Source organism: Burkholderia sp. Bp8991 (assembly GCF_003853795.1).
GTDB lineage: Bacteria > Pseudomonadota > Gammaproteobacteria > Burkholderiales > Burkholderiaceae > Burkholderia.
This window is the reverse complement of the sequence record NZ_QTQJ01000001.1, coordinates 77,466-92,212: the sequence shown is the minus strand read 5'-3', so window position 1 is coordinate 92,212 and position 14,747 is coordinate 77,466. Positions and strand designations below refer to the sequence as shown.

At 66.1% G+C, this 14,747-nt stretch carries 16 protein-coding genes and 1 pseudogene; 10 read left to right on the top strand and 7 right to left on the bottom strand.

The genetic code is table 11. The features are described from left to right. Positions 1 to 86: 86 nt before the first annotated feature. The 9 genes from DIE02_RS00450 (at position 87) to DIE02_RS00410 (ending at position 6,654) form a co-directional block, all read left to right on the top strand. Complete coding sequence (locus DIE02_RS00450; RefSeq protein WP_044843634.1) at positions 87 to 728, top strand: RNA polymerase sigma factor; 642 nt, start codon at positions 87 to 89, stop codon at positions 726 to 728. Beyond that, positions 718 to 1,626, top strand: coding sequence for a zf-HC2 domain-containing protein (locus tag DIE02_RS00445; protein WP_124486270.1), 909 nt, complete (start codon positions 718 to 720; stop codon positions 1,624 to 1,626). Before DIE02_RS00450 ends, DIE02_RS00445 begins: the two co-directional genes overlap by 11 nt. 241 nt (positions 1,627 to 1,867) lie before the next feature. Then, complete coding sequence (gene rpsF, locus DIE02_RS00440) at positions 1,868 to 2,242, top strand: 30S ribosomal protein S6 (RefSeq protein WP_006755436.1); 375 nt, start codon at positions 1,868 to 1,870, stop codon at positions 2,240 to 2,242. Between the two features lie 40 nt (positions 2,243 to 2,282). Next, positions 2,283 to 2,582, top strand: a complete 300-nt coding sequence (priB, locus tag DIE02_RS00435) for a primosomal replication protein N (protein ID WP_031399239.1) — start codon at positions 2,283 to 2,285, stop codon at positions 2,580 to 2,582. A 4-nt stretch (positions 2,583 to 2,586) separates the two neighbouring features. Continuing rightward, positions 2,587 to 2,862: a 30S ribosomal protein S18 gene (gene rpsR, locus DIE02_RS00430; RefSeq protein WP_004193360.1), complete on the top strand. Its 276-nt coding sequence runs from the start codon at positions 2,587 to 2,589 to the stop codon at positions 2,860 to 2,862. A 27-nt stretch (positions 2,863 to 2,889) separates the two neighbouring features. Beyond that, complete coding sequence (rplI, locus tag DIE02_RS00425; protein ID WP_059449913.1) at positions 2,890 to 3,342, top strand: 50S ribosomal protein L9; 453 nt, start codon at positions 2,890 to 2,892, stop codon at positions 3,340 to 3,342. A 135-nt stretch (positions 3,343 to 3,477) separates the two neighbouring features. Next, on the top strand, positions 3,478 to 4,860 hold the full coding sequence (locus DIE02_RS00420; RefSeq protein WP_044847233.1) for a replicative DNA helicase: 1,383 nt from the start codon (positions 3,478 to 3,480) through the stop codon (positions 4,858 to 4,860). A gap of 146 nt (positions 4,861 to 5,006) precedes the next feature. After that, positions 5,007 to 5,633, top strand: a complete 627-nt coding sequence (locus DIE02_RS00415) for a DUF47 domain-containing protein (protein ID WP_044847234.1) — start codon at positions 5,007 to 5,009, stop codon at positions 5,631 to 5,633. 10 nt (positions 5,634 to 5,643) lie between these two features. Next, positions 5,644 to 6,654: an inorganic phosphate transporter gene (locus tag DIE02_RS00410; RefSeq protein ID WP_044847235.1), complete on the top strand. Its 1,011-nt coding sequence runs from the start codon at positions 5,644 to 5,646 to the stop codon at positions 6,652 to 6,654. Between the two features lie 120 nt (positions 6,655 to 6,774). Here the strand turns inward: DIE02_RS00410 and DIE02_RS00405 are convergent, their stop codons facing one another. Next, positions 6,775 to 7,848: a C40 family peptidase gene (locus DIE02_RS00405; RefSeq protein ID WP_124486271.1), complete on the bottom strand. Its 1,074-nt coding sequence runs from the start codon at positions 7,846 to 7,848 to the stop codon at positions 6,775 to 6,777. A gap of 239 nt (positions 7,849 to 8,087) precedes the next feature. Beyond that, positions 8,088 to 9,908, bottom strand: a complete 1,821-nt coding sequence (locus tag DIE02_RS00400) for a PhoH family protein (RefSeq protein ID WP_124486272.1) — start codon at positions 9,906 to 9,908, stop codon at positions 8,088 to 8,090. Between DIE02_RS00400 and DIE02_RS36300 the strand changes: the two are divergent. Continuing rightward, a pseudogene (locus DIE02_RS36300) lies at positions 9,858 to 10,051 on the top strand (hypothetical protein). The gene DIE02_RS00400 and the pseudogene DIE02_RS36300 overlap by 51 nt on opposite strands. Before the next feature lie 193 nt (positions 10,052 to 10,244). Here the strand turns inward: DIE02_RS36300 and DIE02_RS00390 are convergent. From DIE02_RS00390 to DIE02_RS00370, 5 genes are all read right to left on the bottom strand, one after another. Next, the gene (locus DIE02_RS00390) at positions 10,245 to 10,706 is read right to left on the bottom strand and encodes a peroxiredoxin (RefSeq protein ID WP_006756046.1); all 462 of its coding nucleotides are present in this window, start codon (positions 10,704 to 10,706) and stop codon (positions 10,245 to 10,247) included. Between the two features lie 108 nt (positions 10,707 to 10,814). Continuing rightward, the gene (locus tag DIE02_RS00385) at positions 10,815 to 11,711 is read right to left on the bottom strand and encodes a polysaccharide deacetylase family protein (protein WP_124486273.1); all 897 of its coding nucleotides are present in this window, start codon (positions 11,709 to 11,711) and stop codon (positions 10,815 to 10,817) included. A 12-nt stretch (positions 11,712 to 11,723) separates the two neighbouring features. Then, positions 11,724 to 12,779: a bifunctional UDP-4-keto-pentose/UDP-xylose synthase gene (locus DIE02_RS00380; RefSeq protein ID WP_124486274.1), complete on the bottom strand. Its 1,056-nt coding sequence runs from the start codon at positions 12,777 to 12,779 to the stop codon at positions 11,724 to 11,726. Next, positions 12,776 to 13,723, bottom strand: a complete 948-nt coding sequence (locus DIE02_RS00375; RefSeq protein WP_124486275.1) for a formyltransferase — start codon at positions 13,721 to 13,723, stop codon at positions 12,776 to 12,778. Before DIE02_RS00375 ends, DIE02_RS00380 begins: the two co-directional genes overlap by 4 nt. Beyond that, positions 13,720 to 14,742 (bottom strand): glycosyltransferase, encoded by a 1,023-nt coding sequence (locus DIE02_RS00370; RefSeq protein WP_044847240.1) that lies wholly within the window; start codon positions 14,740 to 14,742, stop codon positions 13,720 to 13,722. Before DIE02_RS00370 ends, DIE02_RS00375 begins: the two co-directional genes overlap by 4 nt. Positions 14,743 to 14,747: the final 5 nt, after the last annotated feature.

Sequence of the window (14,747 nt, the reverse complement as noted above, 5' to 3'; positions counted from 1 at the left end):
GGTCATCGAGAGCGCCCGCTGCCGGTCTGTCCGGGCACCGGACGCGGAACGGGCGCGGCTTCGGCCGCCGGGACCAGGGAGGTCATGTGGGGCAAGCCGGACAGGCGGTCGACGAACGGGCGGAGGACGACGCGGTCGCGCGCGGCGAACGGTTTCGCGTGCTCGTGCTGCCGCATCTCGACGCCGCGTACAACCTCGCGCGCTGGCTGAGCGGCAATGCGGGCGACGCGGACGATGTCGTCCAGGACGCGTGCATGCGCGCGCTGCGCTTCGTCGACTCGTGCCGCGGCGACAACGCGCGGCCGTGGCTGCTGACGATCGTGCGCCACACCTGGTACACCGAGTGGCGCCGCCGCGCCCACGCGCACGAGGTCGCGCTGCCCGACACGCTCGACGACACGGAGGTGCCGGACGACTGGCAGCCGGCGACGGAGGATCCGCTCACGCACCTGTTACGCGGCGAGAACGTGCGGCTGGTGAACGCGGCGCTCGCGAAGCTGCCGCCCGAATACCGCGAGGTGCTGGTGCTGCGCGAGATGGAGGATCTGAGCTATCGCGAGATCGCGGCGATCGCCGACGTACCGGTCGGCACCGTGATGTCGCGACTCGCGCGCGGCCGGCGTCGGCTCGCCGCGCTGCTGGCCGGCACGCAGGCGCCGGCACCCGAACCCGCGCCGGGACGTGCGTCGGCAAGCGGAACCGCATCGGAGGCGATCGATGGACTGTAACGAAGCGCGCGCATTGCTGGACGCGGACGTCGACCGCGAGCTGTCGGCGCCTGATGCGTTGCGCGTCCAGCGGCATGTCGAAGGGTGCGACGCGTGCCGCCGCGAACGCGAGCGGATCGTCGCGCTCGGGCGCGCCGTGCGGCAGGCCGATTATCACCGCGCGCCGGAGGCGCTGCGCGCGAGCATCCTCGCGGCGCTGCCGGCGGCGGCCGGCGCGAACGCGCGCGGCCGGGCCCGCGTGGAACCGGCGCCGGACGACGCGGCGGCGCGGCCGCGGGCCCAGCCTCGGCCGACCGGTCGCCGCTGGTTCGCGTGGCTGGGCGGGCGCGGCGTGGCGGCTCGCCCGGCGTCGACCGGACCGGGGGCGGGCGTCGCCGCGCTGCCCGGGCTCGGCTGGGGCGTCGCGCTGCTGGTCGCGCTCGCGGCGGCGGCCGGGATGGCGCTGTCCGCCCGCCACGCCGCAACCGACCAGACGGTCGACGAACTGGTCGCGAGCCACGTGCGCGCCGGCCTGTCGGCGCGCGACATCGACGTGATCTCGACCGACCGGCATACGGTCAAGCCGTGGTTCAACGGCCGGCTCGACTATGCGCCGCCGGTCGAGGACCTGTCGGCGAGCGGCTTCCCGCTCGCGGGCGGCCGGCTCGACTACGTCGGGCGGCGCCGCGTCGCGGTGCTCGTGTACCGCTATCGTCAGCACGTGATCGACGTGTACGTGCAGCCGGCAGGCGTCGCGCGGGAGGTCGCGCCGTACGCGACCGTGTCGCAGGGCTACGCGCTCGACCGCTGGGAGGCGGCCGGGATGACGTGGTGGGCCGTGACCGACGCCGAGCCGTCGGCGCTGGCCGCGTTCAGGACGGCGCTCGACGCGCGGCTGGGCGGGGCGCGCGGCGAGTGACGGCGGGCCGCGTCGCCCGCCCCCAAGCGCGCGCTTGAGACTCCGCCCCCATTTCAGAACGGTCGCGCCGACGGCGGCTTCAGCTGCCGGCGCCATTCAAGTCGTTGAAAACATGGCCGAATCCGGTCGGGAATCGTCGATCGGTGTTGCATGCGCCCCGTATCCGGGTTAGAATCTTCGGCTTCTCACTTGCCACACCGGTTCAGACGCCCGGGTGGCTTTAATCCACAAGGAGTGTGTAATGCGTCATTACGAAATCGTATTCATCGTGCACCCCGATCAGAGCGAGCAAGTGCCCGCGATGATCGAGCGTTACAAGACCACGATCACGACGCACGGCGGCCAGATCCACCGTGTCGAAGACTGGGGCCGTCGCCAGCTGGCCTACATGATCGAGAAACTCGCGAAGGCTCACTACGTCTGCATGAACATCGAGTGCGACCAGACGACGCTCGACGAACTCGAACACGCGTTCAAGTTCAACGACGCCGTGCTGCGCCACCTCATCGTCAAGATGAAGAAGGCCGAGACCGGCCCGTCGCCGATGATGAAGGAAGTTCAGCGCGAAGAAGCCAAGAAGGCGGCTGCAGCTCAGCCGACCGAAGCGCAGGCTTAAGTTCGTCACTCATTAAGCCATCAAGGAGCGCGTCACTCACGTGAACAGGTTGCAATTGACGGCGAGCGTCGTCGAACGCGCACCGGTGCGATATACGCCGGCGGGTGTTCCGATCGCAAGCGCCACGTTGCATCACCGCACGGAAGTCGTCGAAGCAGGCATTCCCCGTCAGGTCGAAATGACGATCGAGGCGGTGGCGGCCGGTGAGGCGAGCGGCAAGCTGGAGCGTCGTGAAATGGGCGTCGAAACGCTGTTCACGGGCTTCCTGGCAAAGAAGAGCCGCAACGCGAGAACCTTGGTGTTTCACATCACTGCATTGCAGGACATAGGAAAGGACTGAAATCATGGCCCGCCCGACTGGTAAGAAATTCGACAAGCGTCGTCAGCAACAAAACCCGCTCTTCAAGCGCAAGAAGTTCTGCCGTTTCACGGCTGCCGGCGTCGAGCAGATCGACTACAAGGACACGGAAACGCTGAAGGACTTCATCGGCGAAAACGGCAAGATCACGCCGGCGCGTCTGACGGGTACGAAGGCGCACTATCAGCGTCAGCTCGACACGGCAATCAAGCGTGCGCGTTTCCTCGCGCTGCTGCCGTACACCGATCAGCACAAGGCGTAACTCGGCGACGCCATAAGGAGAATTCGAATGCAAATCATTCTGTTGGAAAAAGTCGCCAATCTGGGCAACCTCGGCGATATCGTCAAGGTCAAGGACGGTTACGCTCGCAACTTCCTGATCCCGAACCGCAAGGCTCGCCGTGCAACGAAGGAAGCGATCGCCGAATTCGAAGTTCGCCGCGCTGAACTCGAAAAGATCGCCGCTGAAAAGCTGGCAGCATCGCAGGCAGTCGGCGAGAAGCTGAACGGCCAGTCGTTCGAAATCACGCAGAAGTCGGGCGTCGACGGCCGTCTGTTCGGCTCGGTCACGAACGGCGACGTCGCGGAACTGCTGAAGAAGGCAGGTTTCGAAGTCGAGAAGCTGCAAGTTCGCATGCCGGAAGGCCCGCTGAAGATGATCGGCGAGCACGTCGTTCAGATCGCGCTGCACACGGACGTCGTCGTCGACGTCACGATCAACGTGATCGGCGACCACGCGTAAGCGTATGCAAGCTTTCCGGGCGGCTTCCGCCGTCCGGACAAGGGCAGGCGCCCGGGCAACCGGGGCCTGCCTTTTTTATTGCCCGATCGCCGGAGCGGTAGCGCTGCTGCGATCTATTCGCGATAATCCCAACCCATGAACGCGCCGCAAGATCCTCAAATCGAATCGCTGAAAGTCCCGCCGCATTCGGTCGAAGCCGAGCAGTCGGTGCTCGGCGGCCTGTTGCTCGACAACGCGGCATGGGACCGGATTGCCGACTTCCTGTCGCAGGGCGACTTCTATCGCTACGACCACCGGATCATCTACGAGCACATCGGCCGGCTGATCGCGTCGACGCGCCCGGCCGACGTCGTGACCGTGTACGAAGCGCTGACCACGTCCGGCAAGGCCGACGACGTCGGCGGCCTCGCGTACCTGAACGCCCTCGCGCAGAACACGCCGAGCGCCGCGAACATTCGCCGCTACGCGGAAATCGTGCGCGACCGCGCGGTGCTGCGCCGGCTCGTGTCGGTCGCGGACGAAATCTCGGCCGACGCGTTCAATCCGCAGGGCAAGGAAGTTCGCCAGCTGCTCGACGAGGCAGAGTCGAAGGTGTTCTCGATCGCCGAAGAGGGCGCGCGCGGCAACCAGGGCTTCCTCGAGATCGGGCCGCTGCTCACGCAGGTCGTCGAGCGCATCGACACGCTGTATCACACCGCGAACCCGAGTGACGTCACGGGCACGCCGACGGGCTTCGTCGACCTCGACCGGATGACGTCCGGGATGCACGGCGGCGAACTGATCATCGTGGCCGGAAGACCGTCAATGGGGAAAACGGCCTTTTCCATGAACATCGGCGAATACGTCGCCGTCGAGTACGGGCTGCCGGTCGCGGTGTTCTCGATGGAAATGCCGGGCACCCAGCTCGTGATGCGTATGCTCGGCTCGATCGGCCGGCTCGACCAGCACCGGATGCGTACCGGCCGGCTGACGGACGAGGACTGGCCGAAGCTGACGCACGCGGTGCAGAAGATGAGCGAGGCGCAGCTCTTCATCGACGAGACGGGCGGCCTGAACCCGATGGAATTGCGCTCGCGCGCGCGGCGTCTCGCACGTCAGTGCGGCAAGCTCGGCCTGATCATCGTCGACTACCTGCAGCTGATGTCGGGTTCGTCGCAGGGCGAGAACCGAGCGACCGAAATTTCCGAAATCTCGCGATCGCTGAAGAGTCTGGCAAAGGAGCTGGACGTGCCGGTGATCGCGCTGTCGCAGCTGAATCGCGGGCTGGAGCAGCGTCCGAACAAGCGTCCGGTGATGTCGGATTTGCGTGAATCGGGCGCAATCGAACAGGATGCGGACGTGATCCTGTTCATCTACCGTGACGAGGTCTACAACCCGGACAGCCCGGACAAGGGCACGGCCGAAATCATCATCGGCAAGCAGCGTAACGGCCCGATCGGACCCGTTCGGCTCACGTTTCTGGGTCAATACACGAAGTTCGACAACTTTGCGGGGGCGCAGAACTTCTACGGCGAGTAACACTTCTACGCCGGTTGTAAACCCTTATTTCGCCAAGCGTTGTATCCAATCCCGGCGCGCGCATATGCGCGCGTCGCGGCGCAACCGAAAACGGTACAATATCGCCCGTTTTCGTGACAGTCGTTTGACAATCTCTCAGGAATCCCATGTTCGGTCGATTCATGCCCACCGAGGGCAAGTTCTTTGAACTCTTCAACGCGCACGCGAAGCACATCGTTTCCGGTGGCCGCGAGCTCGAACTGCTGATCGACAATCTCGCCGACGCCGAGATTCACAAGCAAAACGTGCAGACCGCCGAGAAGGCCGCTGACAAGCTGACGCATGAAGCGATCGATCTGCTGCACAAGACCTTCATCACGCCGCTCGATCGCGACGAGATCCACAAGCTGATCACGACGATGGACGACATCCTCGACCTGATGGAAGACGTCGCGACGGCCGTGTCGCTGTACGACGTGCAGTCCGTCACGTCCGAGGCGAGCCAGCTCGCGCACATCGTCACGCAGTCGGCGCAGCACGTGCAGCAGGCCGTCGGATTGCTGTCCGACATGAAGCAGTCGGCGCAGATCCTCAAGCAGTGCGAGGAGATCGACCGCTGGGAGTCGGAGGCCGATCGCGTGCTGCGCGCGGCGATGTCGAAGCTGTTCCGCGAGGAAGACGACGTGAAGACGCTCATCAAGCTGAAGGCGATCTACGAACTGCTCGAAGAGATCACCGACAAGTGCGAGGACGTCGCGAACATCATCGAAGGCATCGTGCTGGAAAACGCCTGAGCGGACCACGATGCATTCGATACAACTCGCCCTATGGATGGTCGCGACGCTGGTGCTCGTCGCGCTCGTATTCGACTTCATGAACGGCTTCCACGACGCGGCGAACTCGATCGCCACCGTCGTGTCGACCGGGGTGCTGAAGCCCCAGCAGGCCGTGGTATTCGCGGCCGCGTTCAACGTCATCGCGTATTTCATCTTCCACCTGAAAGTCGCCCAGACTGTCGGTAAAGGCACGATCGATCCCGAGATCGTCGACCACTATGTCGTGTTCGGCGCGCTGGTCGGTGCGATCGGCTGGAACGTGATCACGTGGTACTACGGGATTCCGTCGAGCTCGTCGCACGCGCTGATCGGCGGCCTCGTCGGCGCGGCGCTCGCGAAGTCGGGCTGGAGCTCGCTGAACATCGACGGGCTGCTGAAGACGATCGCGTTCATCTTCATTTCGCCGCTGCTCGGCTTCATCCTCGGCTCGCTGTTCATGCTCGGCGTGTCGTGGCTGTATTTCCGCACCGCACCCAGCAAGGTCGACCGGCGCTTCCGGCGGCTCCAGCTGCTGTCGGCCGGCCTGTACAGCCTGGGCCACGGCGGCAACGACGCACAGAAGACGATCGGCATCATCTGGATGCTGCTGATCGCGTCGGGCTATGCGTCGGCGACGTCCGATGCGCCGCCCGCGTGGGTGATCGGCGCGTGCTACCTGTCGATGGGGCTCGGCACGCTGTTCGGCGGCTGGCGCATCGTGCGCACGATGGGCCAGAAGATCACGAAGCTCAAGCCGGTCGGCGGTTTCTGTGCCGAAAGCGGCGGGGCGATCACGCTGTTCATCGCGTCGTTCCTCGGCATTCCGGTGTCGACCACGCACACGATCACCGGTGCGATCGTCGGTGTCGGCGCCACGCAGAAGCTGTCGGCCGTCCGCTGGGGCGTCGCCGGCAACATCGTCTGGGCGTGGGTGCTGACGCTGCCGGCGGCCGCGCTGTTCGCGGCCGGCGGATGGTGGCTCGGGCACCAGATCTTCTGATATCGACGCTGCCGGATCGATACGCGCAATGCGCCGCACACCGAAAGGTTGCGGCGCATTTTCTTTGCGCGGTCGGGAAAGTGCGACGACGGGCGGCGGCGCTGCGGCGGATGACGTGGATCAGTAACTGCCGTTCGCGAAGCGGGCGATCGGATCGTCGGCGGTGGCGGTGCGCGGGCTGATCGGTGCGGATTGCGTCGACGCCCGCAGCACCTGCACGGGCTCGGTGTCGCGCAGCGACGGCGCGGCGGCCGCGGGCGGCGGTTCCGCGTCGAACGCGGCAGCCTGGGCGGCCGTCAGCGCGGTGGTCGGAATCTGCGTGCCGGTCTCGGTGGGGCCTGCCGGCCCCGGATTCGCCGTCGTAGCGATCATGTCGCCATTCACGGACGTTGCCTGCTGCTGCGCGGTCAGCACGCGCGGCGGCGGTTCGTACGGATCGGCGGCGGGGGCGATTGCCGCGGCCGTCGGGGCAACTGCCGCGGTCGACACGACCGGAGCGGCTTGCGTGACCGGCGCGGGCGACGGCGCGACGCCCGCCTGAGACGCGGCATACGCAGAGGCAGGCCGTCGCGACGCGGCTGCCGCGACGACAGGCGCTGCCGCCGGCACATCGCGCCGTGCCTCGTAGGTCGGCGCATCGAACGGCCCGGGCGCACCGCGCGGTGGCGCGACGCGGCGAATGCCGTCGAAGCGCTTGGCCCAGTACGGGTTCGTCAGGTAGTCGAGCCGCACGGTGCCGCCGGTCGACGGCGCGTTGACGAAACGCAGCTTGCCGACATAGATGCCGACGTGCGAATGTGGGCGTCCGGTCGTATTGAAGAAGATCAGGTCGCCCGGCGCGACCTGTTCGGGGTCGATCGACACGCCGCGGCTGCTCATGTCGGCGGTCGTGCGCGGCAGGTCCACGTCGGCCGCGCGGCCGATCACGTAGCGCACCAGGCCGCTGCAGTCGAAGCCGCTCGTCGGCGTGTTGCCGCCCCAGCGGTACGGCACGCCGACGAGGCTCATCGCCTGGATGGAGATCTCTTCCTGGCCGACGCTGTGGTCGACGAATTTCGGGAAATTGGCGGGTGCCGGGAAGGCGCGCGGCGTCGTGATCTTCATGCCGGAGGTGCGCGAGGCCGACTGCGGCGGCACGCTGGAGCAGGCCGCGAGCAGTGAAACGACGGCGACGGGAACCCAGATTCGAAGCATGACAAGGCGGACGAGCGCGGCGCGCTCGCGAATCGTATGACAACAGACAGACCCGATGGTAGACGTTCCGGCGGGGCTTAGGCAACCATTCCTGAGAATTTACTTGAAGTTTCGCGTGTAAGTGAGGTTGTTGCGTAACGAAGCATGACCAACGTTTTCGACCCCAAAAATGAAAACGGCGCTCCGGAAACCGGAGCGCCGCGTGGCGTCGGAGGCCGGCGGGCAGCCGGCGTATCGCGTTACAGGATGTCCGACGCGTAGTCGGCGAGCCGCGAGCGTTCGCCGCGCGCGAGCGTCACGTGGCCGCTGTGGCCCCAGCCCTTGAAGCGGTCGACGACGTAGGTCAGGCCCGAGCTGCCTTCGGTCAGGTAAGGCGTGTCGATCTGCGCGATGTTGCCGAGGCACACGATCTTCGTGCCGGGGCCTGCGCGCGTCACGAGCGTCTTCATCTGCTTCGGCGTCAGGTTCTGCGCTTCGTCGATGATCAGGTACTTGTCGACGAACGTGCGTCCGCGCATGAAGTTCATGCTCTTCACCTTCAGGCGCGAACGGATCAGCTCCTGCGTCGCCGCACGGCCCCATTCGCCGGCTGCGTCGTCGGTCTTCTGCAGCACTTCGAGGTTGTCGTCGAATGCACCCATCCACGGCTGCATCTTCTCTTCCTCGGTGCCGGGCAGGAAACCGATGTCCTCGCCGACGGGCACGGTCGCGCGCGTCACGATGATCTCGTTGTAGCGCTTGTCGTCGAGCACCTGCGCGAGGCCGGCCGCGAGCGCGACGAGCGTCTTGCCGGTGCCGGCCTGGCCGAGCAGCGTGACGAAGTCGATCTCGGGGTTCATCAGCAGGTTCAGCGCGAAGTTCTGCTCGCGGTTGCGCGCGGTGATGCCCCACACGTTGTTCTTGTGGTGGCTGTAGTCGCGCAGCGTCTGCAGCAGCGCCGTCTTGCCGTTCAGCTCGCGCACGATCGCGTGGAACGTCGGCTCGCCGTTCTGCGGCTCGAGATAGACGAACTCGTTGACGAGCATCGACCCGCAGAGCGGGCCCGTCACGCGGTAGTACGTGGTGCCCGTCTTCGTGTCCTGCCAGCTCTCCATCCCCTTCGCGTGTTTCGTCCAGAAGTCCTGCGGCAATTCGCGCACGCCGCTATAGAGGAGATCCTTGTCCTCGAGGACCTGGTCGTTGAAGTAGTCTTCCGCGGGCAGGCCGAGCGCATGCGCCTTGATGCGCATGTTGATGTCTTTCGACACCAGCACGACCTGGCGGTCCGGCCGGTCGCGCTGCAGCGCGCGCACGACGCCGAGGATCTGGTTGTCGGCCTTGCCTGCGGGCAGGCCTTCGACCGGCGCGATGTCCGCGAGCCTGGTCTGGAAGTAGAGGCGGCCGAGCGCCTCGCGGCTGCCGAGACGCGACAGCGGAATGCCGTCGGAGATCGGGCCGCCGTCGGCGACCAGCGCGTCGAGCGTGCGGCTCACCTGGCGCGCGTTGCGCGCGACTTCGGACATCCCCTTCTTGTGGTTGTCGAGTTCCTCGAGCGTCATCATCGGCAGATAGACGTCGTGTTCCTCGAAGCGGAAGAGGCTGCTCGGGTCGTGCATCAGCACGTTCGTGTCGAGCACGAACAGCTTCTGCAATTCGGCTTCGGCCGGCTTGCGGCTGCGCGACTTCGTCGCGGCACCGGCATCGCGTGCGCTCGCGGTGGTCGGCTTGCCGGCCCCGGGCTTGTCGTTGCGTGCGACGACCGGCGCGGCGGGGGCGGCAGGGGCCGCCGGTTCGACCGGTGCCGGCATCGGCTGCAGCAGCGCGGCCGTCTGTCTGGTCTTGCGACCGCGTGCGGGCGTGCCCGCGGCTTCTTGCGTCGACGCCGCGACGGCGCGCAGCGGCGCGGCCGTGTTCGCGGCTTCGGTCATCGGTTGGGCCACGCTGGCCGGGCCATATTCTCCGGCTGTGGAGGCGTCCCCTTCGGCGGATTTCTTCGCGGCTTTCGCGGGCCGCGCTTTCGCCTTGTATTCATCGGGCGGCAGCAGGCTGCCGAGCTTGCTGGGGGCAGTAGGCAAAGGCATGGTGTCCCTCGGGAGGAATCGTGTCGCATGGCGTGCGCCGCTGATCGCATCCTGCGTGACGTGGAAGGTGCATGCAGTTTGCGCGCGGTGGCGCACAGGAAATTCGTCTAGCCGGTTCGCCTAAGTGTCGATCAGCTCCTTGACGGGGTGAGGGGCCGGACCGAGAGCCGGCGCGCAGTCCATAAAAAAAGCCGCTGCCCCGGGGACCGGGACATGCGGCTCGGCTGATACCGTCGTGATGCGCGTCAGGTGCCGGAAAGCATCGCAACGGGCACCGGCGCAGCTACGAGAAATATGGGGCGAACTGGCATTCATTGCGGCCCAATATAACGCGGCTCAAAGCGCTTGTACAGCACTTAGCACGTCGTCCACGTGACCGGGCACCTTGATGCCGCGCCATGCCTGGCGAAGCACGCCGTCGGCGTCGATCAGGAACGTCGAACGCTCGATTCCGCGCACTTCCTTGCCATACATTTTCTTCATCTTGATGACATCGAACAGCGCGCACAGCGCCTCGTCGGCATCGGAAATCAGCGGGAACGGCAGTTCGAGCTTCGCCTTGAAATTGTCATGCGAGCGCAGGCTGTCGCGCGACACGCCGATCACTTCGGCGCCGGCCTTCTTGAACTTCGGATAGAGATCGCGGAACTGCAGGCCTTCGGTGGTGCAGCCCGGCGTGTTGTCCTTCGGATAGAAATACAGGACGAGCTTCTTGCCCTTGAGGTCGGACAGCGAAATGTCGCCGCCCGTCGCCGGTGCGGTGAAATCGGGAACTTGACGGTCAACTTCGACGGACACGTGTTTCTCCTGTTGTTATGGAAAGGCGCCGCTCGGGCGGCGCGGTTCGGCGGGGCGTCGCGGCGGCACGCCGCAAGGGCAGGGCAGGCGGCGCGGGCGCGCGCGAACTCAGTCGGGCTGGACGATCAGCTCGCCGGAGCGGCCGGGAATCTCGCCCCATGTGACAGGGTACGATGGCAGCGAGTCGCGGTCCAGCGTCGCGTGGTAGTCGCCCATCGTCGCAAACGTATGGCCCTGTGCGCGCCAGCCGGCGAGCAGCTGCTCGAATACCGGCGCGAGCTTCTGGCCTTCCAGTTCCGCATGCAGCGTGAACACCTGGTCGTGCGGATTGGTTTCCGTGAACTTCAGGATGTGCGCGGCGACGTTGTGCGTGTCGATGCCGTCGATGCCGAGCACTTCGTCGAGGGTCGGCAGCGTGGTCGGCATCTGCACGTGCGACAGCGTGCGGCCGCCGACCACGGGCAGATACGGCGAATGGCCGCGGCCGTCGGATGCGTAGCGCATCCCCCACGCGTCGATCTGCTCGAACGCCGCGTCGTTCATTTGCCAGCCGGCCGCGCCGTGCGTTGCGGGCGGCGCGCCGAAGACGTCGACGAAGCGCGCATGGCTCTTCTGCATTTCACGCGCGGTCCAGTCGCGATCGCGCACGCGCACGTTGTCCTGCCAGTACACGTGATCCCACGTATGGATCCCGCATTCGAAGCCGGCCTCGTGGATCGCGCGCATGTCGGCGATCGCGCGGCGGCCGATGTCGGGGCCCGGCAGCAGTACCCCGTACATCAGCTGTTTCACGCCGTAGTGCTCGACCACCGACGTGCGCGACACCTTCTTCAGGAAGCCAGGGCGGAACACGCGCCGCAGCGCCCAGCCCGTGTGATCGGGCCCGAGGCTGAAGAGGAAGGTCGCGCGCGCGCTGAAGCGGTCGAAGATGCGCGCGAGGTTCGGCACGCCTTCGCGCGTGCCGCGCAGCGTGTCGACGTCGATCTTGAGGACGATACGAGCCAAGCGAGCGTCCCGTCAGTTCTGCTGCTCGACCAGCGCGCGCGCATCGGCGACATGGCCGCGATACGCTTCGAAGATCTTGCGCAGTGCGTCGTCGAACGTCGATTGCGGCGCCCAGGCGAGCTCCTGCATCGTGTTGTCGATCTTCGGCACGCGGTTCTGCACGTCCTGGTAGCCATTGCCGTAGTAGGCGCCCGACGTCGTTTCGACGAGTTGCACCTGCTTCGCGGAGCCGGCGTATTCCGGGTATTCGGCGGCCAGTTCGAGCATCTTGTGCGCGAGTTCGCGAACCGAGAAATTATTCTTCGGATTCCCGATGTTGTAGATCTTGCCCGATGCGACGCCGTTCTTGTTGTCGATGATCTTCATCAGCGCGCTGATGCCGTCGTCGATGTCGGTGAACGCGCGCTTCTGCGAGCCGCCGTCGACGAGGCTGATGTTCTCGCCGCGCACGATGTGGCCGAGGAACTGCGTGACGACGCGCGAGCTGCCTTCCTTCGGCGTGTAGATCGAGTCGAGGCCCGGGCCGATCCAGTTGAACGGACGGAACAGCGTGAAGTTCAGGCCTTCCATCCCGTAGCCCCAGATCACGCGGTCCATCAGCTGCTTCGAGCAGGCGTAGATCCAGCGCGGCTTGTTGATCGGGCCGTACGTGAGCGCCGATGCATCCGGGTCGAACTGCTCGTCCGAGCACATGCCGTAGACCTCGGAGGTCGACGGGAACACGAGGTGCTTGCCGTACTTGACGGCCGAACGCACGATCGGCAGGTTCGCCTCGAAGTCGAGCTCGAACACGCGCAGCGGCTGCTGGACGTAGGTCGCGGGCGTCGCGATCGCGACGAGCGGCAGGATCACGTCGCACTTCTTCACGTGATACTCGACCCACTCCTTGTTGATCGTGATGTCGCCTTCGAAGAAGTGCATCCGCTCGTGGTTGACGAGGTCGCCCAGCCGATCGGTCTGCATGTCCATGCCGAACACTTCCCAATCGGTGGTTTCAAGAATGCGCTTCGACAGGTGATGGCCGATGAAGCCGTTCACACCCAGGATCAGGACTTTTTTTGCTTTCATGAATGACGGGAAGAATGAATGAACTGCGCGAATTCCGCGGGCGTCACGACGGTTTCGCTGCCGTCGCGCTGCTGCCACAGCTCGAGAATGGATAGGGCGCGGCTGTCGCCGCAGACGCCGAATAGCGCATTATCGCTTACGTGCAGGCCGGGCGGCAAATCCGCTGCGGCCGCGGCGGCGGCGCTGCCGGGCGCCGCGAGGCGCGCGCGGGCGATCACGAAACGCGTGCCGGCGACGTCGGTGAACGCGCCCGGATACGGGGGCGCGACCGCGCGTACCAGGTTGTAGACCTGCGCGGCCGGCTTCGACCAGTCGACGCGGCCGTCCTCCGGCTTGCGCCCGCCGTAGTAGCTGCCGTTCGCGAGATCGTTCGGCAGGTGCGGCGCCTCGCCCGCGAGCAGCGCGGGCAGCACGCGCCAGAGCGTTTGCTCGGCGGCGACCGTCACCTTGTCGAACACCTGCGCGGCCGTGTCGTCCGGCAGGATCGGCACGGCGGTCTGGCCGATGATCGCGCCCGCATCGGGCTTCGCGGCCATCTCGTGCAGCGTCGCGCCGGTTTCCGTTTCGCCGTTCAGCACGGCCCAGTTGGTCGGTACCCGACCCCGGTATTTCGGCAGCAGCGAACCGTGCATGTTGTACGCGCCGCGCGGAGCGATCGCGAGCAGGTCCACCGGCAGCATGTGGCGGTAGTAGAACGAGAAGATGAACTCGGGCCGCGCGTCGGATACCGCGCGGCGCAGTGCCGGCTCGGCGGGGTCGGCCGGCGTGACGACCGGGATCCCGTGCTCGGCGGCCACCGATGCGACGCTGCCGAACCAGATGTTCTCGTTCGGGTTGTCCTCGTGGGTGACGACGAGCGCGACGTCGACGCCGCGTGCCAGCAGCACCTGCAGGCAGCGCACGCCGACGTTGTGATACGCGAAGACGACGGCGCGCGGCTTCATTGCGACGTCCCCGTGCGGCTCGCGGGGGCCGGCACCGCCGGCATGCCGTCGTGCTGTTCGAGCACGGCCTGGATCAGGTAGCGCGGCCGTGCACGCACCTGCTGGTAGATGCGGCCGACGTATTCGCCGAGCAGGCCGAGCGCGAAGATGATCACGCCGAGCAGGAAGAACGTGATCGCGAACAGCGTGAACACGCCTTGCACTTCCGCGCCGACGATGAAGCGGCGCACGAGCAGCAGCACGAACAGCGCGGCGGAGCCGAGCGACAGGATCACGCCGATGAACGACAGCCACTGCAGCGGCACGACCGAGAAGCCCGTCACGAGGTCGAAGTTCAGCCGGATCAGGCTGTACAGCGAGTACTTCGACTCGCCCGCGAAGCGTTCCTCGTGCGCGACCTCGATTTCGGTCGGTTTCTGCGCGAACGTGTAGGCCAGCGCGGGGATGAACGTGTTGACTTCGCCGCACACGTTGATCGTGTCGATGATGCGGCGGCTGTACGCGCGCAGCATGCAGCCCTGGTCGGTCATCTTGATCCGGGTGATGCGCTCGCGCAGCCGGTTCATCATCTGCGACGCCTTGCGACGCCACAGGCTGTCCTGACGCTGCTTGCGGATCGAGCCGACGTAGTCGTAGCCCTCGCGCATCTTCGCGATCAGCTTGCCGATTTCCTCGGGCGGGTTCTGCAGGTCGGCGTCGAGCGTGATGACGATCTCGCCGCGCGACTGCGCGAAGCCGGCGAGGATCGCCATGTGCTGGCCGTAGTTGCCGTTGAGCAGCACGACACGCGTCGTGTCGGGGCGCACGTGGAACTGGTCCGCCAGCATCGCGGCCGAGCGGTCGCGGCTGCCGTCGTTGATCAGGATCACTTCGTACGACGTGCCGAGTGCGTCGAGTGCCGGGTAGAGCCGCGCGAACAGCGCGGCCAGGCCGTCTTCCTCGTTGTACACGGGGATGATGACCGATACCTCCGGGTTCGCGGCGCCCGGATGCCCGGCGCGTGCTTCAAGGTGATTCATGTACG

Coding starts and splice junctions, on each gene's coding strand:
- DIE02_RS00445 (WP_124486270.1), top strand. CDS start 718: ATGGACTGTAACGAAGCGCGCGCATTGCTGGACGCGGACGTCGACCGC.
- rpsF (WP_006755436.1), top strand. CDS start 1,868: ATGCGTCATTACGAAATCGTATTCATCGTGCACCCCGATCAGAGCGAG.
- rpsR (WP_004193360.1), top strand. CDS start 2,587: ATGGCCCGCCCGACTGGTAAGAAATTCGACAAGCGTCGTCAGCAACAA.
- rplI (WP_059449913.1), top strand. CDS start 2,890: ATGCAAATCATTCTGTTGGAAAAAGTCGCCAATCTGGGCAACCTCGGC.
- DIE02_RS00420 (WP_044847233.1), top strand. CDS start 3,478: ATGAACGCGCCGCAAGATCCTCAAATCGAATCGCTGAAAGTCCCGCCG.
- DIE02_RS00415 (WP_044847234.1), top strand. CDS start 5,007: ATGTTCGGTCGATTCATGCCCACCGAGGGCAAGTTCTTTGAACTCTTC.
- DIE02_RS00410 (WP_044847235.1), top strand. CDS start 5,644: ATGCATTCGATACAACTCGCCCTATGGATGGTCGCGACGCTGGTGCTC.
- DIE02_RS00405 (WP_124486271.1), bottom strand. CDS start 7,848: ATGCTTCGAATCTGGGTTCCCGTCGCCGTCGTTTCACTGCTCGCGGCC.
- DIE02_RS00400 (WP_124486272.1), bottom strand. CDS start 9,908: ATGCCTTTGCCTACTGCCCCCAGCAAGCTCGGCAGCCTGCTGCCGCCC.
- DIE02_RS00380 (WP_124486274.1), bottom strand. CDS start 12,779: ATGAAAGCAAAAAAAGTCCTGATCCTGGGTGTGAACGGCTTCATCGGC.
- DIE02_RS00375 (WP_124486275.1), bottom strand. CDS start 13,723: ATGAAGCCGCGCGCCGTCGTCTTCGCGTATCACAACGTCGGCGTGCGC.
- DIE02_RS00370 (WP_044847240.1), bottom strand. CDS start 14,742: ATGAATCACCTTGAAGCACGCGCCGGGCATCCGGGCGCCGCGAACCCG.